The organism is Bacteroides sp. 3_1_13, assembly GCF_001185845.1.
Lineage (GTDB): Bacteria > Bacteroidota > Bacteroidia > Bacteroidales > Bacteroidaceae > Bacteroides > Bacteroides xylanisolvens.
This window is the reverse complement of record NZ_KQ236955.1, coordinates 3,113,065-3,136,375: the sequence shown is the minus strand read 5'-3', so window position 1 is coordinate 3,136,375 and position 23,311 is coordinate 3,113,065. Positions and strand designations below refer to the sequence as shown.

Below are 23,311 nucleotides of genomic sequence, written 5' to 3'. Positions count from 1 at the left end.
TCGATCCCAAAAATGGAATAATTATCTGTCAGCAGGCTATTATTTCGTTCAACAAATACTAACTTTACAACGTTATTAATAGAAAAGAACGAACGTCATGATTGTTAAAACACTACTAGATACAGACCTCTATAAGTTTACCACCTCGTACGCTTATATCAAACTGTTCCCCTATGCAATGGGTACTTTTAGTTTCAATGACCGGAACGAAACAAAGTATACCGAAGCTTTTCTGGAAACACTCAAGGCAGAGATCAAGAATCTTAGTCAGTTGAGATTCACGGAAGAGGAGTTGGAATACATGACGAAGAATTGCAGATTTCTCCCGAGAGTCTACTGGGAGTGGTTGTCTTCTTTTCGTTTCGACCCGAATAAGATTGATATTCATCTGGATGAAGCCTGTCATCTCCACATCGAAGTGACTGACTTGCTTTATAAAGTGACTTTATATGAAGTGCCTTTGCTCGCTATTGTTTCTGAAATCAAAAACCGGTTCTTCGGCCATGTAGCAGACATGAACGGGATTCTTTGCAAACTGTCGGAGAAAATAGAGTTATCGAACCAACATCAGCTCCGCTTTTCAGAATTTGGTACACGGAGAAGATTCTCTATTGATGTGCAGGAAACTGTTATCAAAAGACTGAACGAGACAGCGCAATATTGCACCGGGACTTCCAACTGCAACTTCGCAATGAAATATGGAATGAAAATGATGGGGACTCACCCTCACGAATGGTTTATGTTTCATGGAGCACAGTTCGGATATAAACATGCCAATTATATGGCACTCGAAAACTGGGTGAATGTTTATGACGGTGATTTGGGTATCGCACTTTCCGATACCTATACTTCCGGCATCTTCCTTAGTAACCTTAGCCGTAAACAAGCTAAACTTTTCGACGGTGTGCGCTGCGATTCCGGTAATGAATTTGAGTTTATCGACCGACTGGTTGCCCGCTACAAAGAGTTGGGAATCGACGCGACAACCAAAACCATCGTATTCAGCAATGCCCTCGACTTTACAAAAGCATTAGACATTCAAGAATACTGCAAAAACAAAATCCGCTGCTCTTTCGGAATCGGCACCAATCTCACCAACGATACCGGGTTCGAACCTTCGAACATCGTGATGAAACTGACGCAATGCAAGATGAATGTCAATCAGGAGTGGAGGGAATGTATCAAACTGTCGGATGATGAAGGAAAACATACCGGCAGTCTTGAAGAAGTGCAGGCATGCCTGCATGAGTTGAGGTTGAACTAAATTATAACAATGTGGCACATATTTTCCGTAAGTTCTCCAAATGCGCTATAACATTCTTATCTTTTCGGGCAATCTGCATATTATATCTTGTCTGCATATTCATCAGCATTTCCGCATTTATATTGGTAGCAGCTTCAATCAATAAGGCAAAATCCGTAGATACAGGACGACGCCCATTCAATATATCATTCAACATCGTATAAGACACGCCTACCACTTCCGCAAATCGTTTCTGCGATATACCACGAGATTGTAATTCTTCTTTTATAATCTCTCCCGGATGCACCGGAATAAAAGAATACCCTAAGTTAGACATACTATTCTTATTTATAATGATTTGTTATGTCAATAATAGAACAAATAGTTATGATTGGTTCAGAGTCCGTAGTCGATATTTTAAATTCCAGTCGATATTGTTTATCAATCCGAATAGAGGAAATATCTTTTTTACTCCCTGTCAATACTTCATAATTCAACGAATTTAAAGGATAAAGCGCTTCTACATTCAATGCTTCAGCCAAAGTGACAATTCGCTTCACATAATTCCTTATTACTTGAGGTTGAAAACGATGCTTCTTATCGTTACATTTACCTTCATAATAAAGTTCTGAAAGATACTCCTTTTCAAACTCAATAACCATTTCTCTAATTATTACGACAGTACAAAGATAGTAGTTTTTCCAAGAATACACTAAAAAAGTGGATATAATGATAGCAGTTCTATCAAACTTAGTTAAAACCAAGAAGTATTAGATAAAAACTGCTATCACCTTATTAAAATAACTGTATCCAAGCAGCACAGTATACATGTGCTTTCTTTATACTATCTGTGACAAAAGTGACAAAATCCATATCCGTGGAGTTAGATTAAAATCTTTTTCAGAATTTGAATCCTTTCACTGCTTTTTCCAATCTTTCCAAAGGTAATTCGCCGGATTGCCGCCAAAGCTGTTGCCCTTTTCTAAAAAGAATAAAGGTAGGAGTCGACTCCACCGTATAAAAATCAGTAAGGGCAGGCTCCTGGTCGATGTCCACTTCCACCACTTCCAATGTTCCTACCATTAGTTTCTTGAACTCTTCAACAACCGGTTTCATGCGCTGGCAGTGAGGACACCACGTTGCGTAAAACTCTGCCATTACCCAATCACCGTTAGCCAGCTTCTCCTGGTTTCTTTCTTCACGAGCTATTTTCTTTTCTTTCATAATGAATATCTCCTTTTAATTAATAACTACCAACCTAACAATATCAGGAGAAAGATGGTTTAGAAAAGAAGCAAGGTTACACACAAATTAAAGAATCAAACCCGTTTACATTTCCCCGACCAACTATCCATATCCAAGCGAATCATCTCCGTACGATGAAAAGACTTCTCCGCATCATACTTTGCTCTTATCACTTTATCTTCCGGACTAAGGACAAGCATTGCACAAAATTGAAACTTTCGTGCAAAAAAGAAACATCCTATTCAATATTTATTTATCTTTGCCCCCCAAAATGGTTCAGAATCCGTATCCAACGGACGATGATTAATAGGGAACCGGGTGTAAATCCCGGACAGTCCCGCTGCTGTGAAACTCTGTTCAATGTCTTATAATTGAACTAATTTAACGCCACTGATGTTATTCGGGAAGGCAAATAAGACAAGAGTCAGTCAGAAGACCTGCCATTTTGTGTAAGACGCCCCTCTCCTCGTGGATTAGGAGAAAGAGTATCACTTGTTAAGCCCCAAATCAAAAAAATACTGTTTTTCGTCGGGTGGAGTATGTCCATTAGACGGGAAGACATTAATAAGTATGTACTTAATTGAAAAAAGTATGATAAAAAAAATCTTAGTAGCCAATCGCGGTGAAATTGCCGTAAGGGTGATGCGTTCCTGCCGGGAAATGGAGATAACGAGTATCGCTATCTTCTCCGAAGCAGACCGGACCGCGAAGCACGTGCTTTATGCAGACGAAGCTTATTGCGTAGGGCCGGCAGCATCCAAAGAGAGTTATCTGAATATAGAAAAAATCATCGAAGTGGCAAAAGCAGCTCATGCAGACGCCATCCATCCGGGTTACGGCTTCTTGTCCGAGAATGCCACATTCGCCCGTCGATGTCAGGAAGAAGGAATCATCTTTATCGGACCCAATCCGGAAACAATGGAAGCTATGGGAGATAAAATTGCTGCCCGTATCAAAATGATTGAGGCGGGAGTACCCGTAGTTCCCGGCACACAAGACAACCTGAAAAGCGTAGAAGAAGCCGTAGAGCTTTGCAATAAAATTGGCTATCCGGTGATGCTGAAGGCCTCTATGGGCGGTGGTGGAAAGGGTATGCGCCTCATCCACAGTGCCGAAGAAGTGGAAGAAGCATATACCACTGCCAAGAGCGAATCATTGTCTTCCTTTGGCGACGACACGGTTTACCTGGAGAAGTTCGTTGAAGAGCCTCATCACATCGAGTTCCAGATTCTTGGTGACAAGCATGGAAACGTCATTCATCTGTGCGAACGCGAATGTTCCGTGCAACGCCGTAACCAGAAAATCGTGGAAGAGACTCCTTCGGTTTTCGTCACTCCCGAACTGCGAAAAGACATGGGTGAAAAAGCGGTAGCGGCGGCTAAAGCTGTGAACTACATCGGTGCGGGTACTATCGAATTCCTTGTTGATAAACACCGCAACTATTATTTCCTTGAGATGAACACCCGCTTGCAGGTGGAACATCCGATTACGGAAGAAGTGATTGGAGTAGATTTGGTAAAAGAGCAAATTAAAGTTGCTGACGGACAAGTGCTTCAACTGAAACAAGAGAATATCCGGCAACGCGGGCACGCTATCGAATGTCGTATCTGTGCCGAAGACACTGAAATGAATTTCATGCCAAGTCCGGGTATCATCAAACAAATTACAGAGCCGAACAGTATCGGTGTGCGTATTGACAGTTATGTATATGAAGGATATGAAATTCCGATCTACTATGACCCGATGATCGGTAAACTGATTGTGTGGGCTACCAATCGCGAATATGCGATTGAGCGGATGCGTCGTGTTCTCCACGAATATAAATTGACCGGAGTGAAAAACAACATCAGTTATCTGCGTGCCATCATGGATACTCCCGATTTTGTAGAAGGTCATTATGACACAGGATTCATCGCCAAGAACAGCGAGTTTCTGCAACAACGGATTACGCGCACCAGCGAATATTCCGAAAATATTGCCCTGATCGCTGCTTATATAGACTATTTGATGAATCTCGAAGAGAACAACAGCGGTATGGCTGCCGACAACCGCCCTATCAGCAAGTGGAAAGAGTTCGGATTGCATAAGGGTGTGTTGAGAATCTAAATTTTAACAAAGAGAATTCAATTATGGAAATTCATATAGGAAACCGTGTGGCCGAAGTAGAACTGGTCAGCAAGGAAGATAACAAGGTAGTGCTCACCATTGATGGAAAAACGTTTGAAGCAGACGTAGTGATGGCAGAAAACGGTACTTGCAACATCTTGATGGACGGACGCAGTTCGAACGCACAGCTGATTCGCCGTGATAACGGAAAAAGCTATAAAGTGAATACGCATTATAGCAGTTTCAATGTAGAAATAGTGGACAGCCAAGCAAAATATCTGCGTATGCGCAAGAAAGGGGAAGAAGAACAGAATGACTGTATCATTTCTCCGATGCCGGGCAAAGTAGTGAAAATACCTGTTGCAGTCGGCCAGGAAATGAAGGCGGGAGACACCGCTATCGTTATCGAAGCCATGAAGATGCAGAGTAACTACAAAGTGACTTCAGACTGCCGCATTAAAGAAATTCTGGTTCAGGAAGGTGATAACATAACCGGCGACCAGACATTAATAACATTAGAACCGATTGCATAATATAAGAACGGATTGCATTATGGAAGAAATGAACAAAGCATACGCCACGTTCGAGGAACGTGACCGCATCGCTTCTCTTGGTGGAGGCGTTGATAAAATAGAGAAGCAACACGAAAGCGGCAAAATGACTGCTCGCGAACGTATTGAGATGTTGCTCGATAAAGGTACTTTCGTTGAACTGGATAAGTTGATGGTTCACCGTTGTACGAACTATGGCATGGATAAAAACAAAATTCCGGGAGACGGTATCGTTTCAGGTTACGGAAAGGTAGACGGTCGCCAAGTATTTGTTTACGCTTATGACTTTACCGTATATGGCGGCTCACTGTCTGCTTCCAATGCCAAAAAGATTGTGAAAGTACAACAACTTGCGTTGAAGAACGGTGCCCCGATTATCGCTTTGAATGATTCAGGCGGCGCACGTATTCAGGAAGGTATCGAAAGCCTTTCCGGTTATGCGGATATTTTCTATCAGAACACAATGGCCAGCGGTGTGATTCCACAGATTTCGGCCATCCTGGGTCCTTGTGCCGGAGGTGCTTGCTACTCTCCTGCCCTTACCGATTTCATCTTTATGGTGAAAGAAAAAAGTCACATGTTCGTGACTGGTCCCGATGTAGTAAAAACCGTGATTCATGAAGAAGTAAGCAAAGAAGAGCTGGGTGGCGCAATGACACATAGCAGCAAGAGCGGTGTGACGCATTTTATGTGCAACTCCGAAGAAGAACTGTTGATGAGTATCCGCGAACTGTTGTCTTTCTTACCGCAGAATAATATGGATGAAGCCAGGAAACAACCTTGCGCCGACGAAACCAACCGCGAAGACGCTTTTCTGGATACAATCGTTCCGGCAGATCCGAACGTACCATATGATATGAAAGACATTATCGAACGCGTGATAGACAACGGTTATTTCTTCGAAGTCATGCCGAACTTTGCAAAGAATATCATCATCGGCTTTGCCCGCATGGCAGGTCGTTCGGTAGGTATCGTAGCCAATCAGCCGGCTTATCTTGCCGGCGTTCTTGACATCGACGCCAGCGACAAAGCAAGTCGTTTTATCCGTTTTTGCGACTGTTTCAATATTCCGTTGATTACATTCGAAGATGTTCCGGGATTCCTTCCGGGATATACGCAGGAGAACAACGGTATCATCCGTCACGGCGCAAAAATAGTTTATGCGTTCGCAGAAGCTACTGTTCCCAAACTGACTGTTATTACCCGCAAAGCTTACGGCGGCGCTTATATCGTAATGAACTCCAAGCAGACAGGAGCTGATGTGAACTTCGCATATCCCAGCGCAGAAATTGCAGTGATGGGTGCAGACGGTGCAATCAATATCCTGTTCCGCAAAGCTGACGAAGCAACAAAGGCTAAGGAACTGGAAGCCTACAAAGAAAAGTTTGCTACTCCGTATCAAGCTGCCGAACTGGGATATATTGACGAAATCATTTATCCGAGACAGACTCGCAAACGTCTGATTCAGGCACTAGAAATGACGGAAAACAAAATGCAGACAAATCCGCCCAAGAAGCACGGTAATATGCCTTTATAACAACTAGATAAGGTGTGCATAAAGCACCCTCCCATCAAGACGGGCTTACATAGATTCTACGATATACTTTAGAATCTTTGTAAGCCCTCTTTTTATGAGTAAGTCTTTTTATATACACAAAAAAAACGGCACCTCGATTCACATCGCAGCACCGTCACAACACAAACACAAAATAAAACACGACAAAACTACTATGCAATCTTCCTGTCATGCCGGGGAGGCATACCTTGCTTGACTTATCTATATTCGCATACACACAAGAAGCTTTATCAGGCGATTTGCACAATAAATAACATACACTTCCGGATTTTGTTCATTGAATTGAGAAGATTTTATATCATAAAATGAGAAGAAAATGAAATAACGTGCTCTTAACGAATTCAAGAGAAACGAAAAAAAACGGCACCCCGATTCACATCGCAGCACCGTCACAACACAAACACAAAATAAAACACGACAAAACTACTATGCAATCTTCCTGTTATGCCGGGGAGGCATATTCACTAGCCTATATATATTCGCATACCTACAAGTAGCCATCAGGCGATTTGCATATATAAAACATTCAGATTTTTATTTTGTTCACGAAAGGAGAAGCAAAAATGTTATTTCTTCTCCTTGTAATCTTTCAGGAAGCCTTCCATCAGCCATTTTGCGAGTGCCTGACGATTGGAATTTATCACCAACCGACGCTGATCGAACGTATTCTGGATATTGCCCAACTCCACAAAAACGGAAGCGGGAGTGGTATGGGAAAGCACGTATAAGTTGCGCCCGCTCACTGTGCCGGAAAAACCCCGATTAGGCTGATGCTTATCATATTTTGACTCAAACGTATCTTTCATATTATTCGCCAATCGTTTGCTGTCTCCTTTTTTATTCGAATAATAGAAAAAGACATCCGTTTGTTTTCCCTTACTACGGCTATCGATATGAATAAAAATCGCCCTGCAATAAGAGTGATTCTTACGGTCTTTCCGGTAAAGGGCATTTATTTTATCACAACGTTGCTGAAGGCGTTGCACTTGATTTAAAGGAATTGCATCCCCCATACAAGTCTCACGTTTACTGTTCGACAGATACGAATCATCACGAATGCCATCTTTGGCATCTTGAATGATGATATGCACTTCGGCTCCTTCCTGCATCAGGTTACGTGCCAGACGGAGTGCAATATCATAAGCGTATTCATCTTCATGCAGTTCGTATCTACCCACTTTTCCAATAGCTCCCGGATCGGGACCTCCGTGTCCGCTAACCACATAGAAACAAGCACCGGCAAGACGGTTGGAAGTGACTTTCACATTAGCCAGTTGCTTTCCAAACAGAGGCTCATTGATGGTGGTTCCTATTTTTGTCGATTTAGCTTTTGAAGATTGCTTTGTCCCGGCGCCTTCGGAAGTTGTGTTCTTGGCACCCGTATTTTTGGCAGGAGTAGTCTTGGCAGAAGTAGTTGTCGATTTCTTTACCGGAGGAATAACATAAGTCACGCCTACTTTAAGCACATTATTCTTTCCCAGCTTCTGCTTATTCAACTCTATAAAATCGTCGTAATACTTCTTCGGAGAACGGTTGTGCCTCAACAGAAAAGAAGAGATGCCCTCACCCGCCTTCGGAGTTGCCTTCTGCTGCGCCCAAAGAGTTGTGCCCGAAAAAAGAAAAGCTAAGAATAAAAGAATATAGAGTTTATTTTTCATAACTACATTAACTATCTCCTTCGCAAGAGTTATCATTTCACTCATAAACAGGGCAAAAATACAATTATTTTCCCTACTTTTGCAGCATTAAAACATTTTTTGAAATAAAACATTAAAACCCGATAACATTATGGCAAAACAATTCAAACCGGAAACCCTGTGTGTACAGGCTGGATGGACGCCTAAAAAAGGCGAACCACGCGTATTGCCCATCTATCAAAGTACAACTTTCAAATACGATACCAGCGAGCAAATGGCCCGCCTGTTCGATTTGGAAGACAGTGGTTACTTTTATACCCGCCTGCAAAATCCAACGAATGACGCCGTTGCCGCCAAAATCGCCGCTCTTGAAGGTGGTGTAGCCGCTATGCTGACTTCCAGCGGTCAGGCAGCCAACTTCTATGCCATTTTTAATATCTGCCAGGCAGGAGATCACTTCGTTTGTTCTTCCGCTATTTATGGAGGTACGTTCAACCTGTTCGGAGTGACGATGAAAAAACTAGGCATCGATGTGACTTTCGTAAATCCGGATGCCAGCGAAGAAGAAATTTCTGCTGCTTTCAAACCGAATACAAAGGCTTTGTTTGGCGAAACAATTTCCAATCCTTCTTTGGAAGTACTGGATATTGAAAAGTTCGCACGTATCGCACACAGTCACGGGGTCCCCTTGATTGTTGACAACACCTTCCCTACTCCTATCAACTGTCGCCCGTTTGAATGGGGAGCTGACATCGTAGTTCATTCTACTACCAAATATATGGACGGACACGCTACAAGCGTAGGTGGCTGTATCGTAGATAGCGGTAATTTTGACTGGGATGCTCACGCAGAAAAATTCCCGGGACTTTGTACTCCGGACGAGTCTTACCACGGGCTGACTTACACGAAAGCATTTGGCAAAGGCGCCTATATCACCAAAGCAACCGCGCAACTGATGCGTGACCTCGGCAGCATCCAAAGCCCGCAAAACTCTTTCTTATTGAATCTGGGACTTGAGACACTGCACTTGCGTATGCCTCAACACTGCCGTAACGCACAGAAAGTGGCCGAATATCTTTCTAAAAATGAGAAAGTAGCTTGGGTAAACTATTGTGGTCTGCCGGACAACAAATATTACAGCCTGGCACAGAAATATATGCCGAACGGTTCTTGCGGAGTCATCTCCTTCGGTCTGAAAGGCGGACGTGATGTGTCTATCAAGTTTATGGATTCACTGGAATTCATCGCTATCGTTACTCACGTAGCCGATGCACGTAGTTGCGTGCTCCATCCGGCAAGCCATACTCACCGCCAGTTGACGGATGAGCAACTGATGGAAGCCGGTGTACGTCCGGACCTGATCCGCCTATCGGTAGGTATCGAAAATGCGGATGATATCATTGCTGATATCGAACAGGCTTTGAACGCATAACAATACCGTAAAGGTATCAAATACTAAGTAAGAGAAGGCACGGGAAATCTTTCATTCCCGTGCCTTTTTATTTGCCACAAAAAGAAAATTAATTTCGAAGAGAATCATTTCAAATGTGAACCGATAAATCCTTCCAGATGATTATAAATCCTCGGCAGACAAACTGGAAATCACTGTATCCACCCAATATACAACTGTTCTATCCGCCGGCAAAACTCCTTCCAGATAAGGTGAATCGGATACCTCCTCCAACCATGCCGTAGTAATCGGTCCTCTTTCTCTTGTAGAACTTTGAGTTCCTAAATACGGACTAAAATTAAAAAACGTGTGTTGTTGCTCTACATTATTTTTATCTATATATGTAAAGACAAAAGCCTTTTTCTGTTTTCCACCCAATGAAGCCCACTCTATCTGGTATGTTCCTTCAACAAGAATTTGCTCATCCTCTGTCTTATAAATGAATTTCCCTCCTGTTCCTTCTTCAGATAAATGATATACATCATCCGGCCGCAAAATACAGATATCTCCTTTATTTATAAAAGAATAAGGAGCCATTGCCACATTTACTTTTTCCTGCAACTCGCTTTCCGAATCCAATGACAACATATCTTCACTGGGTCTGGAAACCTGAAATTCAGGTTGGTCGACGCACATAAATGTCAATACGCCATAAGAAACAGTCACAGGCAGGGTGACATAATTACCATCCTTATCAGTAACGGTAACCGTTACTTTCCCTTTTTTACCATGCGAACTAAGCCATAATCGGTTGTCGATGACTGTTGCTGTCACAATTGTTTCATCGGAGCTTTGTGCAGAGTAGCCACCTTTTCCATTGGCTATCCCGATATTCTCCGCTTCCCATCCGTTAAGATACAAAACTGTAGAAGAAACAGTGTTTGTACAAGTTCCTGTTTCGTCAACCAGTTCGGAACCACTAAATAAGATAATCTCTGCATCATCTTGACAGGCTGATACACAAAAAGCCATAACAGAAAGAAGAAAGAAGCCTAATAAAGTTTTTGTTTTCATATTTTCAGTGGTATGGTTAAATCCCGGCATATGCCATTGTTTTGCAAAGATATAAAGTATTTGTAAAAAACACTATCTTTGTATGAAAAGTTACCAATAGTACAGATCCACTAGATTCTTCCATACAGTGTAAGTTATATGAGATATACAACAGAAGGTCATTGAAAAGGACGTTCCCGGGGGAAAAAGGGAATGGGAAATACGGGAACGTCCTCAAAACATAACAATACAGAAATATGGACTTTCACAAGGGCGCATTTCTGTCTCTCTTATGCAACATTCCCTTCTATAAAAATATGGAGGAAATATCTGGAGAGGATATTATTATGTGGGAAATTTAGTTTATAGTCTTAAAAGCAATCTGATTGCATCAAAGTGATGAACGATAGGCAGTCCGAATATATTCTCCTACTGCATTGTCATCATTGATTTCTATGTATTTTTTCAATAAATCCGCAAATCCGAATTTTATCTGTTCCGTTTGCTTGTTCTCGCAGGCTGTGGAATATTCATCAACAGCCATGAGAAAATCCTGCATTCGTTCATTCAGCATTGTTCCTCCTGTGCAAACCACATCGGAAATATAGGCTTGGATACTACCATTTTCTATGACAACAGGGAGGCGGTATTCCAGTCCCGATTTGTTGGCACGAATAGAAAGCACTTTTACTACGGGCGACACAATAGTCCCCGTATCGGAAAAATCAAACTTTCCGTGGATTATTTCTGCACTATCTACCGGCTGCCCGCTCGAAACATCTTTCATATAAACCATTTTTCCTTCGAATTCGGGCAAAGGTGCACTGCCGTTAATCTCGTAACCTTTTATCTGATGCCCGGTGCAAGCCACTATCAGACATATTCCCGGAAGAAAAGATAAAAGTTTCACATATCTGTTCATTAAGCTCTTCATTCTTCTTTAAAAAAGAAAAGCCGTCCGCACTATCAGCTGAACGGCTTTCTCTTTTCATTCATACATTTGTATAATCATTCATCCTTAGAATCTGAATCCCAGTTTCACTACAGGCATTTCAAATATTTTGATATTGTGGTGACTGGCGTTATATTTATCAAATCCTTTCGGGCAAATCTGTATCAAGTCATAGCGGTAAGCCAGAGGGTGCATTTCGAAACCGAAAACAAAACCTTTGGCAATGCTATACTCAATACCTGCTACGGCAGCTACTTTGAAACCGTACATCTGACCGGCTTTACTTCCGGAAACATAGACCTGTGACGGAAGTTCTTCCGAGTCGTCACTATCCTTGTAGGTGTCTCCGGTGTATGGTTCGGTCGTTTCAATGCGTGCCATCTGGAAGCCGAGTGCGCCTCCGAGATATGGATGAATACGTTCGTTGCGAGTCTTGAAATAGTAGTTGGAACCGACAGATACATACCAGTTGTTGGTCATCTGCGCATTGATATAACTTTGCGCAGGGATAATCATGTCAGGTACACTGTTGTCTCCTTCTACATAGTCTTTTTTAGGAGTGAGGCTGACGTTCATGCTGAACTGGAAATTTACATCCCAATTGTCAGACACGAAATACTTACCTTCAATTCCGGCTATATTGACCAGACTATTATTATTCAGACTCCCGATGTTCAGATAGCGGTTCAGATCGCCGGAGTTATCCTTCCCTCCATTGGGAAGTCCGACTACTCCTCCGTCATTGGAGAACTTAGGAAGCAGATAAGAGGTGTTCTCGTTAAAGAACTTTCCGCTACCAAGCAGGACTGAAACCTGCCACTGTCCTTTTTTCGGGGCAAACGACGCATCATCACTGCTGCTGTAATGCTGCGCCATTGAAGGCGCAGCTGTCATACAGGTCAGCAAAAGTAATGTGCATAGTTTTTTTATCATCTTGTTACTTTTACGTAGTTAGGGAATTATTTCAAGAAGATAGCAAGAAGTGCTTTCAATTGAGCGCTTGCAGCATCATAGTCTGCCTTGGCAGCATCATATTCAGCCTGTTTTACTTTGATCTTTTCCTGGATATTTGCAAATGTATCCTTGATATAATCATTATCAGTATAAGTACCTTCGGCCAACTTTTCTAAATTTCTTTCAGCAGTAGCCAAAGCTGCTTTTTTATCAAGAAGGCTAGTAACAGCTTTTAAATATTCAGCATTAATAGCTTCTTTGATTTCCTCCAAAGTCATATCTTTATAATCATCACCCAACTCATCAAGGCTAGCAATATATTCAGAAATTGTAGACTCAATCTTATCTTTTATAGCATCTTTATAGTCATAATCCTCACTAACTTTCTTAATATTTGCCTCTACTTCCTTAAATATTTTATCATAAGCAGTTTTAGCATCAGCCAAAGCAGTCTCTGCTTTCGTTACATTTGCAGCCAATTCTGTTTTTTTCTTATCCAGCGTAGTTTGTTCTTTAGCTTTTTGAGCAGTAAACTCTGCTTTCAAAGCTTTATAAGTATCAGCCTGATTTATCACAGCTGTCAGACGTGCAGCTTCTGCCGTAGCATAAATAGAGATACCAAGAGTTCCATAGTCACCATTTTGCAATTCTGTTGCCAGTCTATTGCCATCAACTTCCTTAAGAACCATATCAGCTGACACAGCAACCCTTCTAGGTTCATTATCACGATTAAAGTTATCACCAAACACTTTTGTTGAAGCTTTTTTCCATGAGTCATATGGAACATCACCAGCAGATGCTCCAAGTTCAAGAAGCTTGTTTGCATCAGCTTGTTCTATTTTATTAGCTTTTGTCACAGCACCGGCTGTCCATTCTATTAAATTTAATTCTAGCCCTACAATTGACTTGAAGTTTGCTAAAGGATTGGCTATTATCCAAGCAGAAATTGCTTTTTTAGTATTGGTAGAAGCCTCTGTTGCTTCTGCTTTTGTACTTTTAAGCTCTTTATCCAAAGCATCCTGATAGTATTCAGCCAAGGCAGTAGCTAATATACTGATATTAGCATCCTGTGTTCTAGCAGCATCGCCCAGTTTATTATAAGCAGCTATTGCAGTTTCGGCAGCTTTTTTTGAAGCATTTATATCAATAGCTTCAACTTCAATATATTTATCGCGAGCTTTCTCCCACGCCTTATAGTCAGCATCGTAAGTTTCATTCGCTTTTGTTGCTTCAGCATCTGCTTTCACGACTTCAAGTTTAGACCATGCAAGATCTTCTAAATCAATCCCTTGAGTAGCTGCATCAATAAGCTTATTCCAGCCATCAATCTGTTCTTGCGCCTTAGTAACTAGTACAGTTTTTGCATAGCTGAATTCACCTGTTGATTTATTATAGCCAGCTACTCCACCAGAAATACCATCAAAAGCATCATTCAAGCCTTTAAGAATGCTCTGATCTGCTTTCTTAGAATAAGCAGAAGCTACATTAGTAGTAGTATTAACTTTATCAAGAGCACCCGTAGCATCGGCTAATTTTTTCTCTGCAGTAGTTTTGTTCTTTTCTAAGTTAGGATTAGCAACTTTTAATTCTTCTTTTTTAAGTTCATATTGTCGTTTCTGAACATCCAATGTTGCCATTTCATCCTTCAGCTTTTTAACCTCTGTTTCCCAATCAGCTAATGTAGTATATTCATTATCCAAAATAGCCTTATATCCATCAGCTGTTTTTTGTGCTATATTCAAATTGGATTCAGCGATTTCCACAGCATTCTTCAATTTAGCCTCGATGTTTCCATCAGCTACCCAATTAGGATAGTCCGCCAACTGTTCCTGAAGTTTCTTCAAGCTGCCTTCTGCATATCCGTTATTTGCATTATCCGGATTTTGTGTAATTACATAATATGTAATATACTTTTCATCAGTACCAGTAGTAGTTGTTGTTCCAGCTCCTTCGCCAACACTTGTCTGTGAACTTGTTGATTTAGATACAAGTCTTTGTTCAGTCTCAACTTCTGTCGTTGAATATCCATACATAGCCTTATCCATAGCTATCTTAGCATAAGCAACTTTTGCCTCTACAACATTTAAACGTAATTGTTCTTCATCTGTCAGCAACAACTTGGAAGCTTCAATCTGTTCCATAGCTTGTTTGTAAGCTTCCTGTGCTTTAGCAGTGGCAGTTTCGGCAAGAAGCATTTTTTCCTTATACTGCTCAACAATCAATGCCTTTTCATTTTCCCACTTAGTTTTGTCAGCTTCCGCTTTTGCAATGGCAGCTTCCGCTTCTGCTTTTGCTTGTGCAGTAGCAGCTTCTTCCTTTTCAATCAGGAGTTGCTTCAACTGAATATCCAGTTCATGCAACTGCAAATCAATTTCTGCAGATTTATTCTGAAGTGCCAAACCTGCATTAACTAACTCTTGCTCCGCAACCTGTGCTTTTCTCAATTCAGCCTCTACAAGCTCAACTGCAGCTTGAGCTTTGATAAAATCAGACTTTGCTCCCCTAAGTTCTGCAATGCCTTCCGGTTCATCGGTATCAATACATCCCGTGAATGTCGCCGTCGTACCTGCCATGAGCAAGGTTGCGACTAAATACGTCCATTTTCTCATAAAAGTAAATTAAATGTTATACAATTAATAAATAAAAAATTTGTTTGTACTAATTCATGATTTATTTCGCTTCACTCCCCCTCTTCCCGTTACTTTGTAGGTAACGGGAAAAACCTTGTGCCTGCTCTTTTAGAGTAGTCTATACTAGAAAATAATACGATATATGACGAATCTTCTTACCCCTGCTTATGAGAAAAAGTAGAGGGGCGGGAAATCTATTGCAAAATTTAGACGTTAACAAAGCTCTAAGACAAAGAATCCACGTGTTCTTCTGTGTTTATTCCTATTTTGAGTAGTTTATTAGAAAAAATGTACGATTTTGTTTGGATGTTTTAAGAAATATGCTCATATTTGCAGCGTCTTTTCTTCCCGTTACCTACAAAGTAACAGCACTATCAATCAGCTACTTGCCACAAACATAGCTCCTTTTCAGCGAAGATAGAATCGTCACATTCGCTTCATCTATTTTCTTATTCTTAAAAGGTTTTAGATAAGTCTCTGTGACGATAATGGATGAATGTCCCATCGCCTCTGAAATAATGCCTGGATGTATCTCGCAATAATATGCCATTGTAGCCCAAGTATGCCGAGCCGTATATGAGCTTAAATCAGAAGTCAATGCAAGTACTTGTTTCAGCAACAGAAGCTGATAGTTAAAATTACGCAAAGCTATCTGATATTCCCTGTAGGTAGCTTCGGTACTCTCTCCGCCAGTCAGTATGGGAAAAAGATAAGGAGAAGCAGAATCGGTGTTCATATACTTTTTTATTAGTTTCATAGTTTCCGGCAGAAGCGTCACAGTTAGAAGCCGCCCGGTTTTTCTACGACGATAAGTAAGCACATTCCCCACCATATCCTGCTTTTTAAGATAGGCAAGATCTACAAACGGCATACCACGAAGCATGAACATTAAGAAAAAGTACGCGCGCGTACGTTGTAATTCTTCCCTTCCCTGATGAATTTGTTTGGGAAGCTCTTTCATCAATCGTTCCATATCCTCCTTTTCCAGTGCACGCTTTCTGTCAGCACGCGTTCCTGTATAAACATACCGGAAATGATGCGGTATATAAGATGCCATACGACGGTCAACCGCGCGGTTGTACACCGCCCTCAATGTACGCATATAGGTTGAAACCGTGTTCCAACTACAATCCTTTTCCCGCAAATACGTTTCAAAACTTTTAAGAAACTCCTGATTCACTTTCTTGAATGACAGATTCCTGCTCCCGTTAAATGCAATGATAGCATTCATGCTACTCCTGTAAACATGAGCAGTTCCATAATTCCCACTTTTTCGAAGCCCTTCAGCTACTTCCTTCATAAATGAAATCAAATTCCCCATTTTTATTAATTTTAGTTATCACTCAAGCACGTCCCTGAAGAAAAGCGCCCTCACCGCAATTCCCCCCAATGCTCTTAATTCAAAATCTCAAAGTATCATCATACAAATATGATGAATTATGTTTTCTTTATATACACCCGATGTGTTCCTCTGCCATCAATCCCGATACCGGAACCGGGCGTATACGCCCATTGGCGCAATTCATTGGTAGCCGCTGTGCGCAGCAGACCTGTCAGCTTCCGGTATTCGTAGACTGTCAAAAAAGGATGTTCCTCCAAATATCTGACAGCCAATGCAAGCCGTTGCTCCGGAGTATACTTCTGTGAAGAACGTTGCGACTTCCACGGAGCTCTTTCCAGCAGACATCTTCCATTGATACGCCTTATCATCTTCCTGTCTACACGAAAGTTCACGTTTCCCACCACAATGCTTCGTGCGTTACGATGGGTTTCGCCTTCTCCGGCCTTTTCACGCTCTTTATCTTTGCATAACGCCAACGAAGGAGAGAATGTTCCAATGCCATCCAGCTTCACAGACTTGCCTTCTGCCATCTGATGTGCCATCTCAATACCTATTTGTGTAATTACGCCTTCCACATCTCCGACATTAAAACCACTACTGGATGCTATCTGACGTATCAGCTCCTCGGTAGAAACCTGATCCATCATTGCAAACCGAGGATAAAGTACTTGTTCGCCCGTTCCATGAATATCGGGCATTTCTTCCATTACATACATTGCCATAGTACTAAAGTTTATTTGAAATATTGATTACTAATAGAAAACATCCTTGCTATAGGTAGAAAACTTGTTCTCCCCTAGAAGAAAAGTTCTTTTTCCCTTAGGGCAAACTAAAACCGCAAGTTCTGGTTTTATAACTGAAACTTCTGATTACATAATCAAAAGTTCCGGTTTTATAATCAGAACTTGCGGTTATAGTTTTCTTCCCAACAAAGATACATTTTCCTGCCGGGATAAGCAAGTTTAATCCCTATGAAAAGGAAGTTTGATTACGATTCAGTTACTATCACCGTTTCTTTACTTTATATCCTTTCAAGGTAAAACCTACTTCAAACAAATTCAAAAGGGCTATCCGGATGTTATCTTCAATATAGGTTCCCATAGTATCATATTTCGCAAAGTTGACGGGAAGCAACCTGTTATTTCTCCTATAGTTTTCATCCGGTATTTTACCAGTAAACCGTTCTTTCTTCTTCACTCCCCAACGAACGGTTTTACTGCAAGGGAGAGGTATACCGATCGTCAACACTTTTTCTTTTGTTGTCGTATCGGTGATTCCATGTTTCCGGATACTAATATGGCTGGCTCCCAAATAAGTGCCGATATAAAGGACAACGGTCAGCGTCCAATCGTCCAAAGCCTCATCGGTTTGAATACCATTTACCAAATCAGAGAAATAGTTCTCAACCATTTCTTTGTCAAAACTGTTTAGTTCGGGCCATTCACATTTCTCAAACAACTGATGCACATTGACAGGAACCAGTAAAGTAGTTATTTCTAATTGATATTTCATTCATTTCATTTTTACACCATTGCATTTTAAATCGTCTCAAATATCTTACCGACTATAAATATACAATTTTATCAAATCAAATGCTAAAGAACAGAGCTTTTTTATCCAACCACTTTCTAAAAAGAAAAGACTGTTTGACATACCCTCACTTATATAAATAGGGTTTATCAAGCAGTCCTTTTCTTTCGAGTTATCATTCGTTTTTTCCAGTGAAGGACGTTATCGTTTCCAGCCTTTACGGCATTTCAGTCTCCATTTGGAATTTACGGCTTACTTTCATTAAGTTGATGGTGTAAGTGACTACGTTCTGTGCTTCCTGAACCATCGTGAGATATACCATGCTAACCCGGATACTTCCTGATTGGCTTTGGATGCGTTGCAGTTCCTTACGTTTCAATAGCGAAAGCTGTCCGTTGAGGTCGTTGGCACGACGGATTTCTTCTTCCAGATTGTTGTACTCGTTGTTTTCCATTTTCTTACGGCATTGCTGAATCAGATATGTAATATCTTCGGCAACATCGCTGAATTCACCTTTCTGAATGGCATCCAATGGGTTGAAGTTGTTGTCGGTATGTTCCAGGCAAGGTTCGCAGAGACGAGAAATACTATAAACCAGTTCGCTGGCAAAGTCGTTGCCTTGATAGTAATAAAGTCCCTTTTCGAGTACGGTGTTGTTGTCGAGGCGGCACATGGCTACGGTGCCGGAACGTTTCATCTGTTTGATGAGCTGTTTTTCAAATTTTGTGGAACCCATAGCACGACGCAGTCCTCGAAGATTTTCGTGGAGGAAAGAAGTGACGGTCAGTTCGAAGTTGGTTTCTGCATATTCCAGCACTTTGGAAAGTTCTTCGCGGGTGTGCTTACGCATCAGTTGCAGGGCTTCTGTGCTGTCTGTGGCTTGCATAAGTTGCTTCAGAGTTTCGCTACCTTGTTCTTTCGCTTTGCGTTTTTTGTACATCACTTGGCTACGGATCAGGATGAATACAGCTATACCGATGAGTGCGATGATAGAGATATTTCCTCCATAATGAAGTACGAGGGCTACGAAGAAACAGATGGTGAAGGCAGCTCCGGCAGTGATGAACCAGCCACCGATGACGCTTAATACGCCGGTAATACGATAAACGGCAGAATCACGTCCCCAGGCACGGTCGGCCAAGGAGGTACCCATAGCTACCATGAAGGTTACGTAGGTGGTAGAAAGAGGAAGTTTCAGGGAAGTTCCCAAGGCGATGAGCAGACCCGCTAATACTAGGTTGACAGAAGCGCGGACAAGGTCGAAAGCTGCTCCGTCGGCAATGATAGCTTCGTCTTTGCGGAAGCGGGAGTCAAACCATTCTTTGCTGCCACTTGGCATAATGCGGGAGATTCCGTTGGCAAGTGTCATACTGATGCGGACTACTGTACGGGCAATCGGGGTACTTCCGAATGTTTCTTCTCCTTCATCTTGACGGGAAAGGTCGACGGATGTTTTAATTACAGCATGTGCCTTTTTAGAAGTACAGAGGGCGTAGACCATAACGGCTCCGGCTCCGATAAGGAAATACCACGGGGTTTTGGCGGGTCCCAGCAGAGAGGTCATCAGGAAGCCGTTCGGATTTCCTCCTCCGTTGGCGGTATAGTCCATAAAAGAGGAGAAGCCTGCGAGGGGAACACCGATGAAGTTGACAAGGTCGTTGCCGGCAAAAGCGAGAGCGAGGGCGAAGGTGCCCATCAATACAATGACTTTGAAAACGTTGATTTTCATCCAGTGAAGGATTTGCATCAGTACGGTGAAGAACACGAAGAAGACGGCGATTAACATTAATGTGTTGTCTTGTATCCAGTGTTTGTTTTCGGGGGTCATGAAGGAGCTGTCTTTCAGTCCTTTGATAAGCATGAAATAGATGATGGCGGTAGCGGCTACACCTCCGAAGAGGGCAATGCTGTATTTCATCTTTTTCGTATAGTTGAAGGTGAATATCACACGGGCCAGCCATTGTACGATCATTCCGAAGAAGAAGGCGATGGCGACGGATACGAAAATGGCCATGATGACGGAAAGGGCTTTGTCGGTGTTTATGAGGTCGCCCAAACCGAGGGTGTCGCTATTATGTACTTTGATAAGTGAGAGGGCGAAGGTTCCTCCGAGTAGTTCAAAGACTAGTGAAACGGTAGTGGAGGTGGGCATACCCATGGAGTTGAATACGTCCAGCAGTACTACGTCGGTCAGCATGACGGCTAACAAGATGCACATGATTTCGGCAAAGTAGAAGTGCTCGGGCTGGTAGATGCCGTGCCGGGCTATGTCCATCATGCCATTGGATAGGGAGGCGCCAATAAATATACCGACGCCGGCTATGAAAAGGATGGTTTTAAACGAAGCGGCTTTGGCACCTACCGCGGAGTTTAAGAAGTTGACTGCGTCATTGCTGACTCCGACTATCAGATCGAAGACGGCAAGGACGAAGAGGAAGATGATAATGCATAAATAAATAGTCTCCATAAATAATATGTGTATGTTGTTTCCAGTTGCAAAGGACGGGATTTGACGTTGCAGGGAGGTGTCATACATGTTACAATTGTATTACAATCGTCTTTCTTTTATCTCGTAATCATCTTTCTTTTGTCTTGAAACAAAAGAAAGAAGCAAAGAAAAATTCAAGGCTGACTTTTTTCTCCTACTCGCTTCCTTCACTTCGCTAAAGGGCAGAAACTCGCTACGCTCAAACAGTCTGCCCTTCTTGACGCTACGTTACGGGCGCTCGCTTGACGGAGAAAAAAGTAGGCCGGGAAACCATGCGGGGTGCAGGTCATTGTGATCGTATGTACGATGGGGGGGCTGGGTATGGTTGTAATGATGTGTTTTCCGCAGCATAGTTGCTGCGGAAAGGATTTGATGTTAGCTGTTAGTTTTGTTTAGCCAGTCGTAGAAGGTGTATTGGGCTCGGACGGCAGGGGTGCCGGATGTTCTTTTTTTGAATATGTTTTGCAACTTATCATCTACCCAGCAGGCTTTTTGGTTGTCGGCGAGTTGGATGTCGAGCATTTCGATCAGGTTGTCACGCAGGTCGGGGGCAAGAACGGGGGTGATGGCTTCGATGCGGCGGTAGAGGTTACGGCGCATCCAGTCGGGAGAGCCCATGAATACTTTGGGGGTGCCGTCGTTGCCGAAGTACCAGATGCGGGCGTGTTCGAGGAAACTGTCTACAATACGGGTGACACGGATGTTACGACTGTATGACTGTCCGGGGATGAGGCAACAGATACCACGGACGATAAGGTCGATTTGTACACCGTGTTCGGAGGCTTCGTAGAGGCGGTCTATCATGGTAGGGTCTTGGAGGGCGTTCATTTTTAGGATGATGCGTCCTTGCTTGCCTTCGTCTGCAAGGGATATTTCGCGGTCGATCAGGCGGTTCAATTCGGGAATGAGGTTGAAACGGGCTACCAAAAGGGTGGTGAACTTCGGGTCTTCTTTTCCTTGCAGGGTACGGAAGAGGTTATAGAGGTCGGCCACTATTTCTTTGCGACAGGTGAAAAGACCGCAATCGGCGTAAAGGGTGGCGGTTTTTTCGTTAAAGTTACCGGTGCTGATGTAGGCGTAGCTGGGGATTTTCTCACCGTTTAATCCGCGACGACGGATCAGGGCTACTTTGGCGTGCACTTTCAAACCAGGGATGCTGTAGATTATCTTGATACCGGCGGCTTGCATCATTTCGGCGGTGGCAAGGTTGTTTTCTTCATCAAAGCGGGCTTTCAGTTCCACAAATACGGTGACTTTCTTGCCGTTTTGGGCGGCGGCTATCAGGGTGTTGATGACGGCGGAGTTTTCCGCTACGCGGTATTGAGTTACCATGATTTCACGGGTTTCCGGGTTGTGCACGGCTTCATATAGAAAGTGGATAAAGTGCTCGAAAGAGTGATAAGGGTAATATAATAACAGGTCCTTTTTGGCGACGTAATTGAAAATGGATTCTTTCTCATCGAGGACGGTCAGCTTCATCGGCTTCGGTTTTTCGAGGCTATGAAGGGATTTGTTCGGGTTGGGAAGATGACGCAGGTCTTCGAGGTTCAAATGCTTATCACCGGGGACAAGTTCGTCACGCTGAATACGGAAGGCATCCACAAGGAAGTCCAGGAATTCAGAAGGCATAGCACGGTCGTAGACGAAACGGCAGACGTCACCGATCTTGCGTTTCTTCACTTTCTTCTTGAGTTGGGCGACGAGGTCGGCACTGCTGGCGGTGTCGTCAATCAATATATCAGCATCACGGGAGATTTTGATGCAGTAGCTGGAGTCGACATCGTAGCCGGGGAAGATCAGGTTGAGGTTTGCCTTGATGATGTCTTCGGTAAACATCAAATAATGATTTTTCTCGCGAGACGGAAGTTCGATGAAGCGGGGCACTTTGGCGTAGGGTTGTTTCATCACAAAGTAAAGGGGTTGTCGGAGGTCTGTTACATTTGGCCTTACTTCTTCCATACCTACTTTTATACCTTCTCCGTCATTTCTTTCATTTATGCACTCTCCGGTATATTTTTCTATATTTTCTTTAGTTTCTTCTCCTTTGTTTTTTTCTTCTTTCTTCGGATAGACTCGTATTGCCAGGTAAAGGCGGTTATCCCGCAGGAAGGAGACAATTTTATCTTTGGATACAGGCACAGGTTGCAGGTAGGGAAAGATTTCCTCCCGGAAAAAGTCTTTGATAAACTGTTGGTGGAACGGTTCTACATGATTGTCCTGATAAAAGATGATATGATTTTTGCGCAGGGCAGGCAGTATTTTTTGTTCATAGATGCGTACACGGTCATCCAGCTGGCGGGTGACTTCTTTATTTATTTCCTCTACCAGTTCGCGGGCTGACTGTACGGTTTCTTCATCGCTTTCCGTAGCGCCGGAAGCAACAGCTTTATGGTCGGCTACACGGATTTTGTAAAACTCTTCGAGGTTGGAAGAGTAGATAGAGATGAAGTTGATACGTTCGTAAAGCGGCAGACGCTCGTCCAGAGCCTCCAACAATACGCGGTAATTGAATGAGAGCCAACTTATATCTCGCTTGAAATAATTATATTTGCTTTCCATGTGCTTTAAGATTTTTCCAAATATAGTATCTTTGTGGGATTAAACAAAGAATTTT

Annotated in this window: 18 protein-coding genes and 1 riboswitch; of the genes, 5 read left to right on the top strand and 13 right to left on the bottom strand. The window is 42.6% G+C overall.

All coding sequences use genetic code 11. The features are described 5' to 3' along the window. Positions 1–97 precede the first annotated feature (97 nt). Positions 98–1,264, top strand: coding sequence for a nicotinate phosphoribosyltransferase (pncB, locus tag HMPREF9009_RS11495; protein WP_004308989.1), 1,167 nt, complete (start codon positions 98–100; stop codon positions 1,262–1,264). A gap of 1 nt (position 1,265) precedes the next feature. On the opposite strand, the gene HMPREF9009_RS11490 is transcribed toward pncB, so the two are convergent. The 3 genes from HMPREF9009_RS11490 to HMPREF9009_RS11480 all read right to left on the bottom strand — a co-directional run bounded on the left by HMPREF9009_RS11490 (position 1,266) and on the right by HMPREF9009_RS11480 (position 2,467). Next, positions 1,266–1,580, bottom strand: a complete 315-nt coding sequence (locus tag HMPREF9009_RS11490) for a HigA family addiction module antitoxin (protein ID WP_004308988.1) — start codon at positions 1,578–1,580, stop codon at positions 1,266–1,268. 7 nt (positions 1,581–1,587) lie between these two features. After that, a complete protein-coding gene (locus HMPREF9009_RS11485; RefSeq protein ID WP_004308987.1) occupies positions 1,588–1,905 on the bottom strand; it encodes a type II toxin-antitoxin system RelE/ParE family toxin in 318 nt (105 codons plus the stop codon). Between the two features lie 238 nt (positions 1,906–2,143). Further along, the gene (locus HMPREF9009_RS11480; RefSeq protein ID WP_004308986.1) at positions 2,144–2,467 is read right to left on the bottom strand and encodes a thioredoxin family protein; all 324 of its coding nucleotides are present in this window, start codon (positions 2,465–2,467) and stop codon (positions 2,144–2,146) included. Positions 2,468–2,743: 276 nt separating this feature from the next. Next, a riboswitch (cobalamin riboswitch) is annotated at positions 2,744–2,948 on the top strand. 131 nt (positions 2,949–3,079) lie between these two features. On the opposite strand from HMPREF9009_RS11480, the gene accC reads away from it, so the two are divergent. Genes accC through HMPREF9009_RS11465 form a run of 3 tightly spaced genes read left to right on the top strand, consistent with a single transcriptional unit; the run spans position 3,080 to position 6,682 of the window. Continuing rightward, positions 3,080–4,594: an acetyl-CoA carboxylase biotin carboxylase subunit gene (gene accC / locus HMPREF9009_RS11475; protein ID WP_049702175.1), complete on the top strand. Its 1,515-nt coding sequence runs from the start codon at positions 3,080–3,082 to the stop codon at positions 4,592–4,594. Between the two features lie 23 nt (positions 4,595–4,617). Then, a complete protein-coding gene (locus tag HMPREF9009_RS11470; RefSeq protein WP_004316076.1) occupies positions 4,618–5,127 on the top strand; it encodes an acyl-CoA carboxylase biotin carboxyl carrier protein subunit in 510 nt (169 codons plus the stop codon). A gap of 19 nt (positions 5,128–5,146) precedes the next feature. Beyond that, on the top strand, positions 5,147–6,682 hold the full coding sequence (locus HMPREF9009_RS11465; protein WP_004316078.1) for an acyl-CoA carboxylase subunit beta: 1,536 nt from the start codon (positions 5,147–5,149) through the stop codon (positions 6,680–6,682). 605 nt (positions 6,683–7,287) lie between these two features. Here the strand turns inward: HMPREF9009_RS11465 and HMPREF9009_RS11460 are convergent. Then, complete coding sequence (locus tag HMPREF9009_RS11460) at positions 7,288–8,379, bottom strand: N-acetylmuramoyl-L-alanine amidase family protein (RefSeq protein ID WP_049702350.1); 1,092 nt, start codon at positions 8,377–8,379, stop codon at positions 7,288–7,290. Between the two features lie 130 nt (positions 8,380–8,509). Here HMPREF9009_RS11460 and HMPREF9009_RS11455 point away from each other — a divergent pair, with 130 nt between their 5' ends. Continuing rightward, positions 8,510–9,790, top strand: a complete 1,281-nt coding sequence (locus HMPREF9009_RS11455; RefSeq protein ID WP_004306892.1) for an O-acetylhomoserine aminocarboxypropyltransferase/cysteine synthase family protein — start codon at positions 8,510–8,512, stop codon at positions 9,788–9,790. 141 nt (positions 9,791–9,931) lie between these two features. On the opposite strand, the gene HMPREF9009_RS11450 is transcribed toward HMPREF9009_RS11455, so the two are convergent. From HMPREF9009_RS11450 to ppk1, 9 genes are all read right to left on the bottom strand, one after another. Beyond that, a complete protein-coding gene (locus HMPREF9009_RS11450) occupies positions 9,932–10,852 on the bottom strand; it encodes a hypothetical protein (RefSeq protein ID WP_008026607.1) in 921 nt (306 codons plus the stop codon). A 340-nt stretch (positions 10,853–11,192) separates the two neighbouring features. Beyond that, positions 11,193–11,735 (bottom strand): DUF4369 domain-containing protein, encoded by a 543-nt coding sequence (locus tag HMPREF9009_RS11445; protein WP_049702174.1) that lies wholly within the window; start codon positions 11,733–11,735, stop codon positions 11,193–11,195. A gap of 84 nt (positions 11,736–11,819) precedes the next feature. Next, complete coding sequence (locus HMPREF9009_RS11440) at positions 11,820–12,686, bottom strand: BT1926 family outer membrane beta-barrel protein (protein ID WP_049702173.1); 867 nt, start codon at positions 12,684–12,686, stop codon at positions 11,820–11,822. A 26-nt stretch (positions 12,687–12,712) separates the two neighbouring features. Next, positions 12,713–15,316: a hypothetical protein gene (locus HMPREF9009_RS11435; protein ID WP_049702172.1), complete on the bottom strand. Its 2,604-nt coding sequence runs from the start codon at positions 15,314–15,316 to the stop codon at positions 12,713–12,715. Between the two features lie 403 nt (positions 15,317–15,719). Next, positions 15,720–16,658 carry a tyrosine-type recombinase/integrase gene (locus HMPREF9009_RS11430; RefSeq protein ID WP_008641278.1) on the bottom strand — a complete coding sequence of 313 codons (939 nt, stop codon included), beginning with the start codon at positions 16,656–16,658 and terminating at the stop codon, positions 15,720–15,722. A 116-nt stretch (positions 16,659–16,774) separates the two neighbouring features. Beyond that, on the bottom strand, positions 16,775–17,401 hold the full coding sequence (locus HMPREF9009_RS11425) for an HU family DNA-binding protein (RefSeq protein WP_015531513.1): 627 nt from the start codon (positions 17,399–17,401) through the stop codon (positions 16,775–16,777). A gap of 283 nt (positions 17,402–17,684) precedes the next feature. Further along, positions 17,685–18,191 carry an Imm9 family immunity protein gene (gene imm9 / locus HMPREF9009_RS11420; RefSeq protein WP_049702171.1) on the bottom strand — a complete coding sequence of 169 codons (507 nt, stop codon included), beginning with the start codon at positions 18,189–18,191 and terminating at the stop codon, positions 17,685–17,687. Between the two features lie 235 nt (positions 18,192–18,426). Beyond that, positions 18,427–20,676: an inorganic phosphate transporter gene (locus HMPREF9009_RS11415; protein ID WP_008017861.1), complete on the bottom strand. Its 2,250-nt coding sequence runs from the start codon at positions 20,674–20,676 to the stop codon at positions 18,427–18,429. Between the two features lie 396 nt (positions 20,677–21,072). Beyond that, positions 21,073–23,256: a polyphosphate kinase 1 gene (gene ppk1 / locus HMPREF9009_RS11410; protein WP_049702170.1), complete on the bottom strand. Its 2,184-nt coding sequence runs from the start codon at positions 23,254–23,256 to the stop codon at positions 21,073–21,075. Positions 23,257–23,311 lie beyond the last annotated feature (55 nt).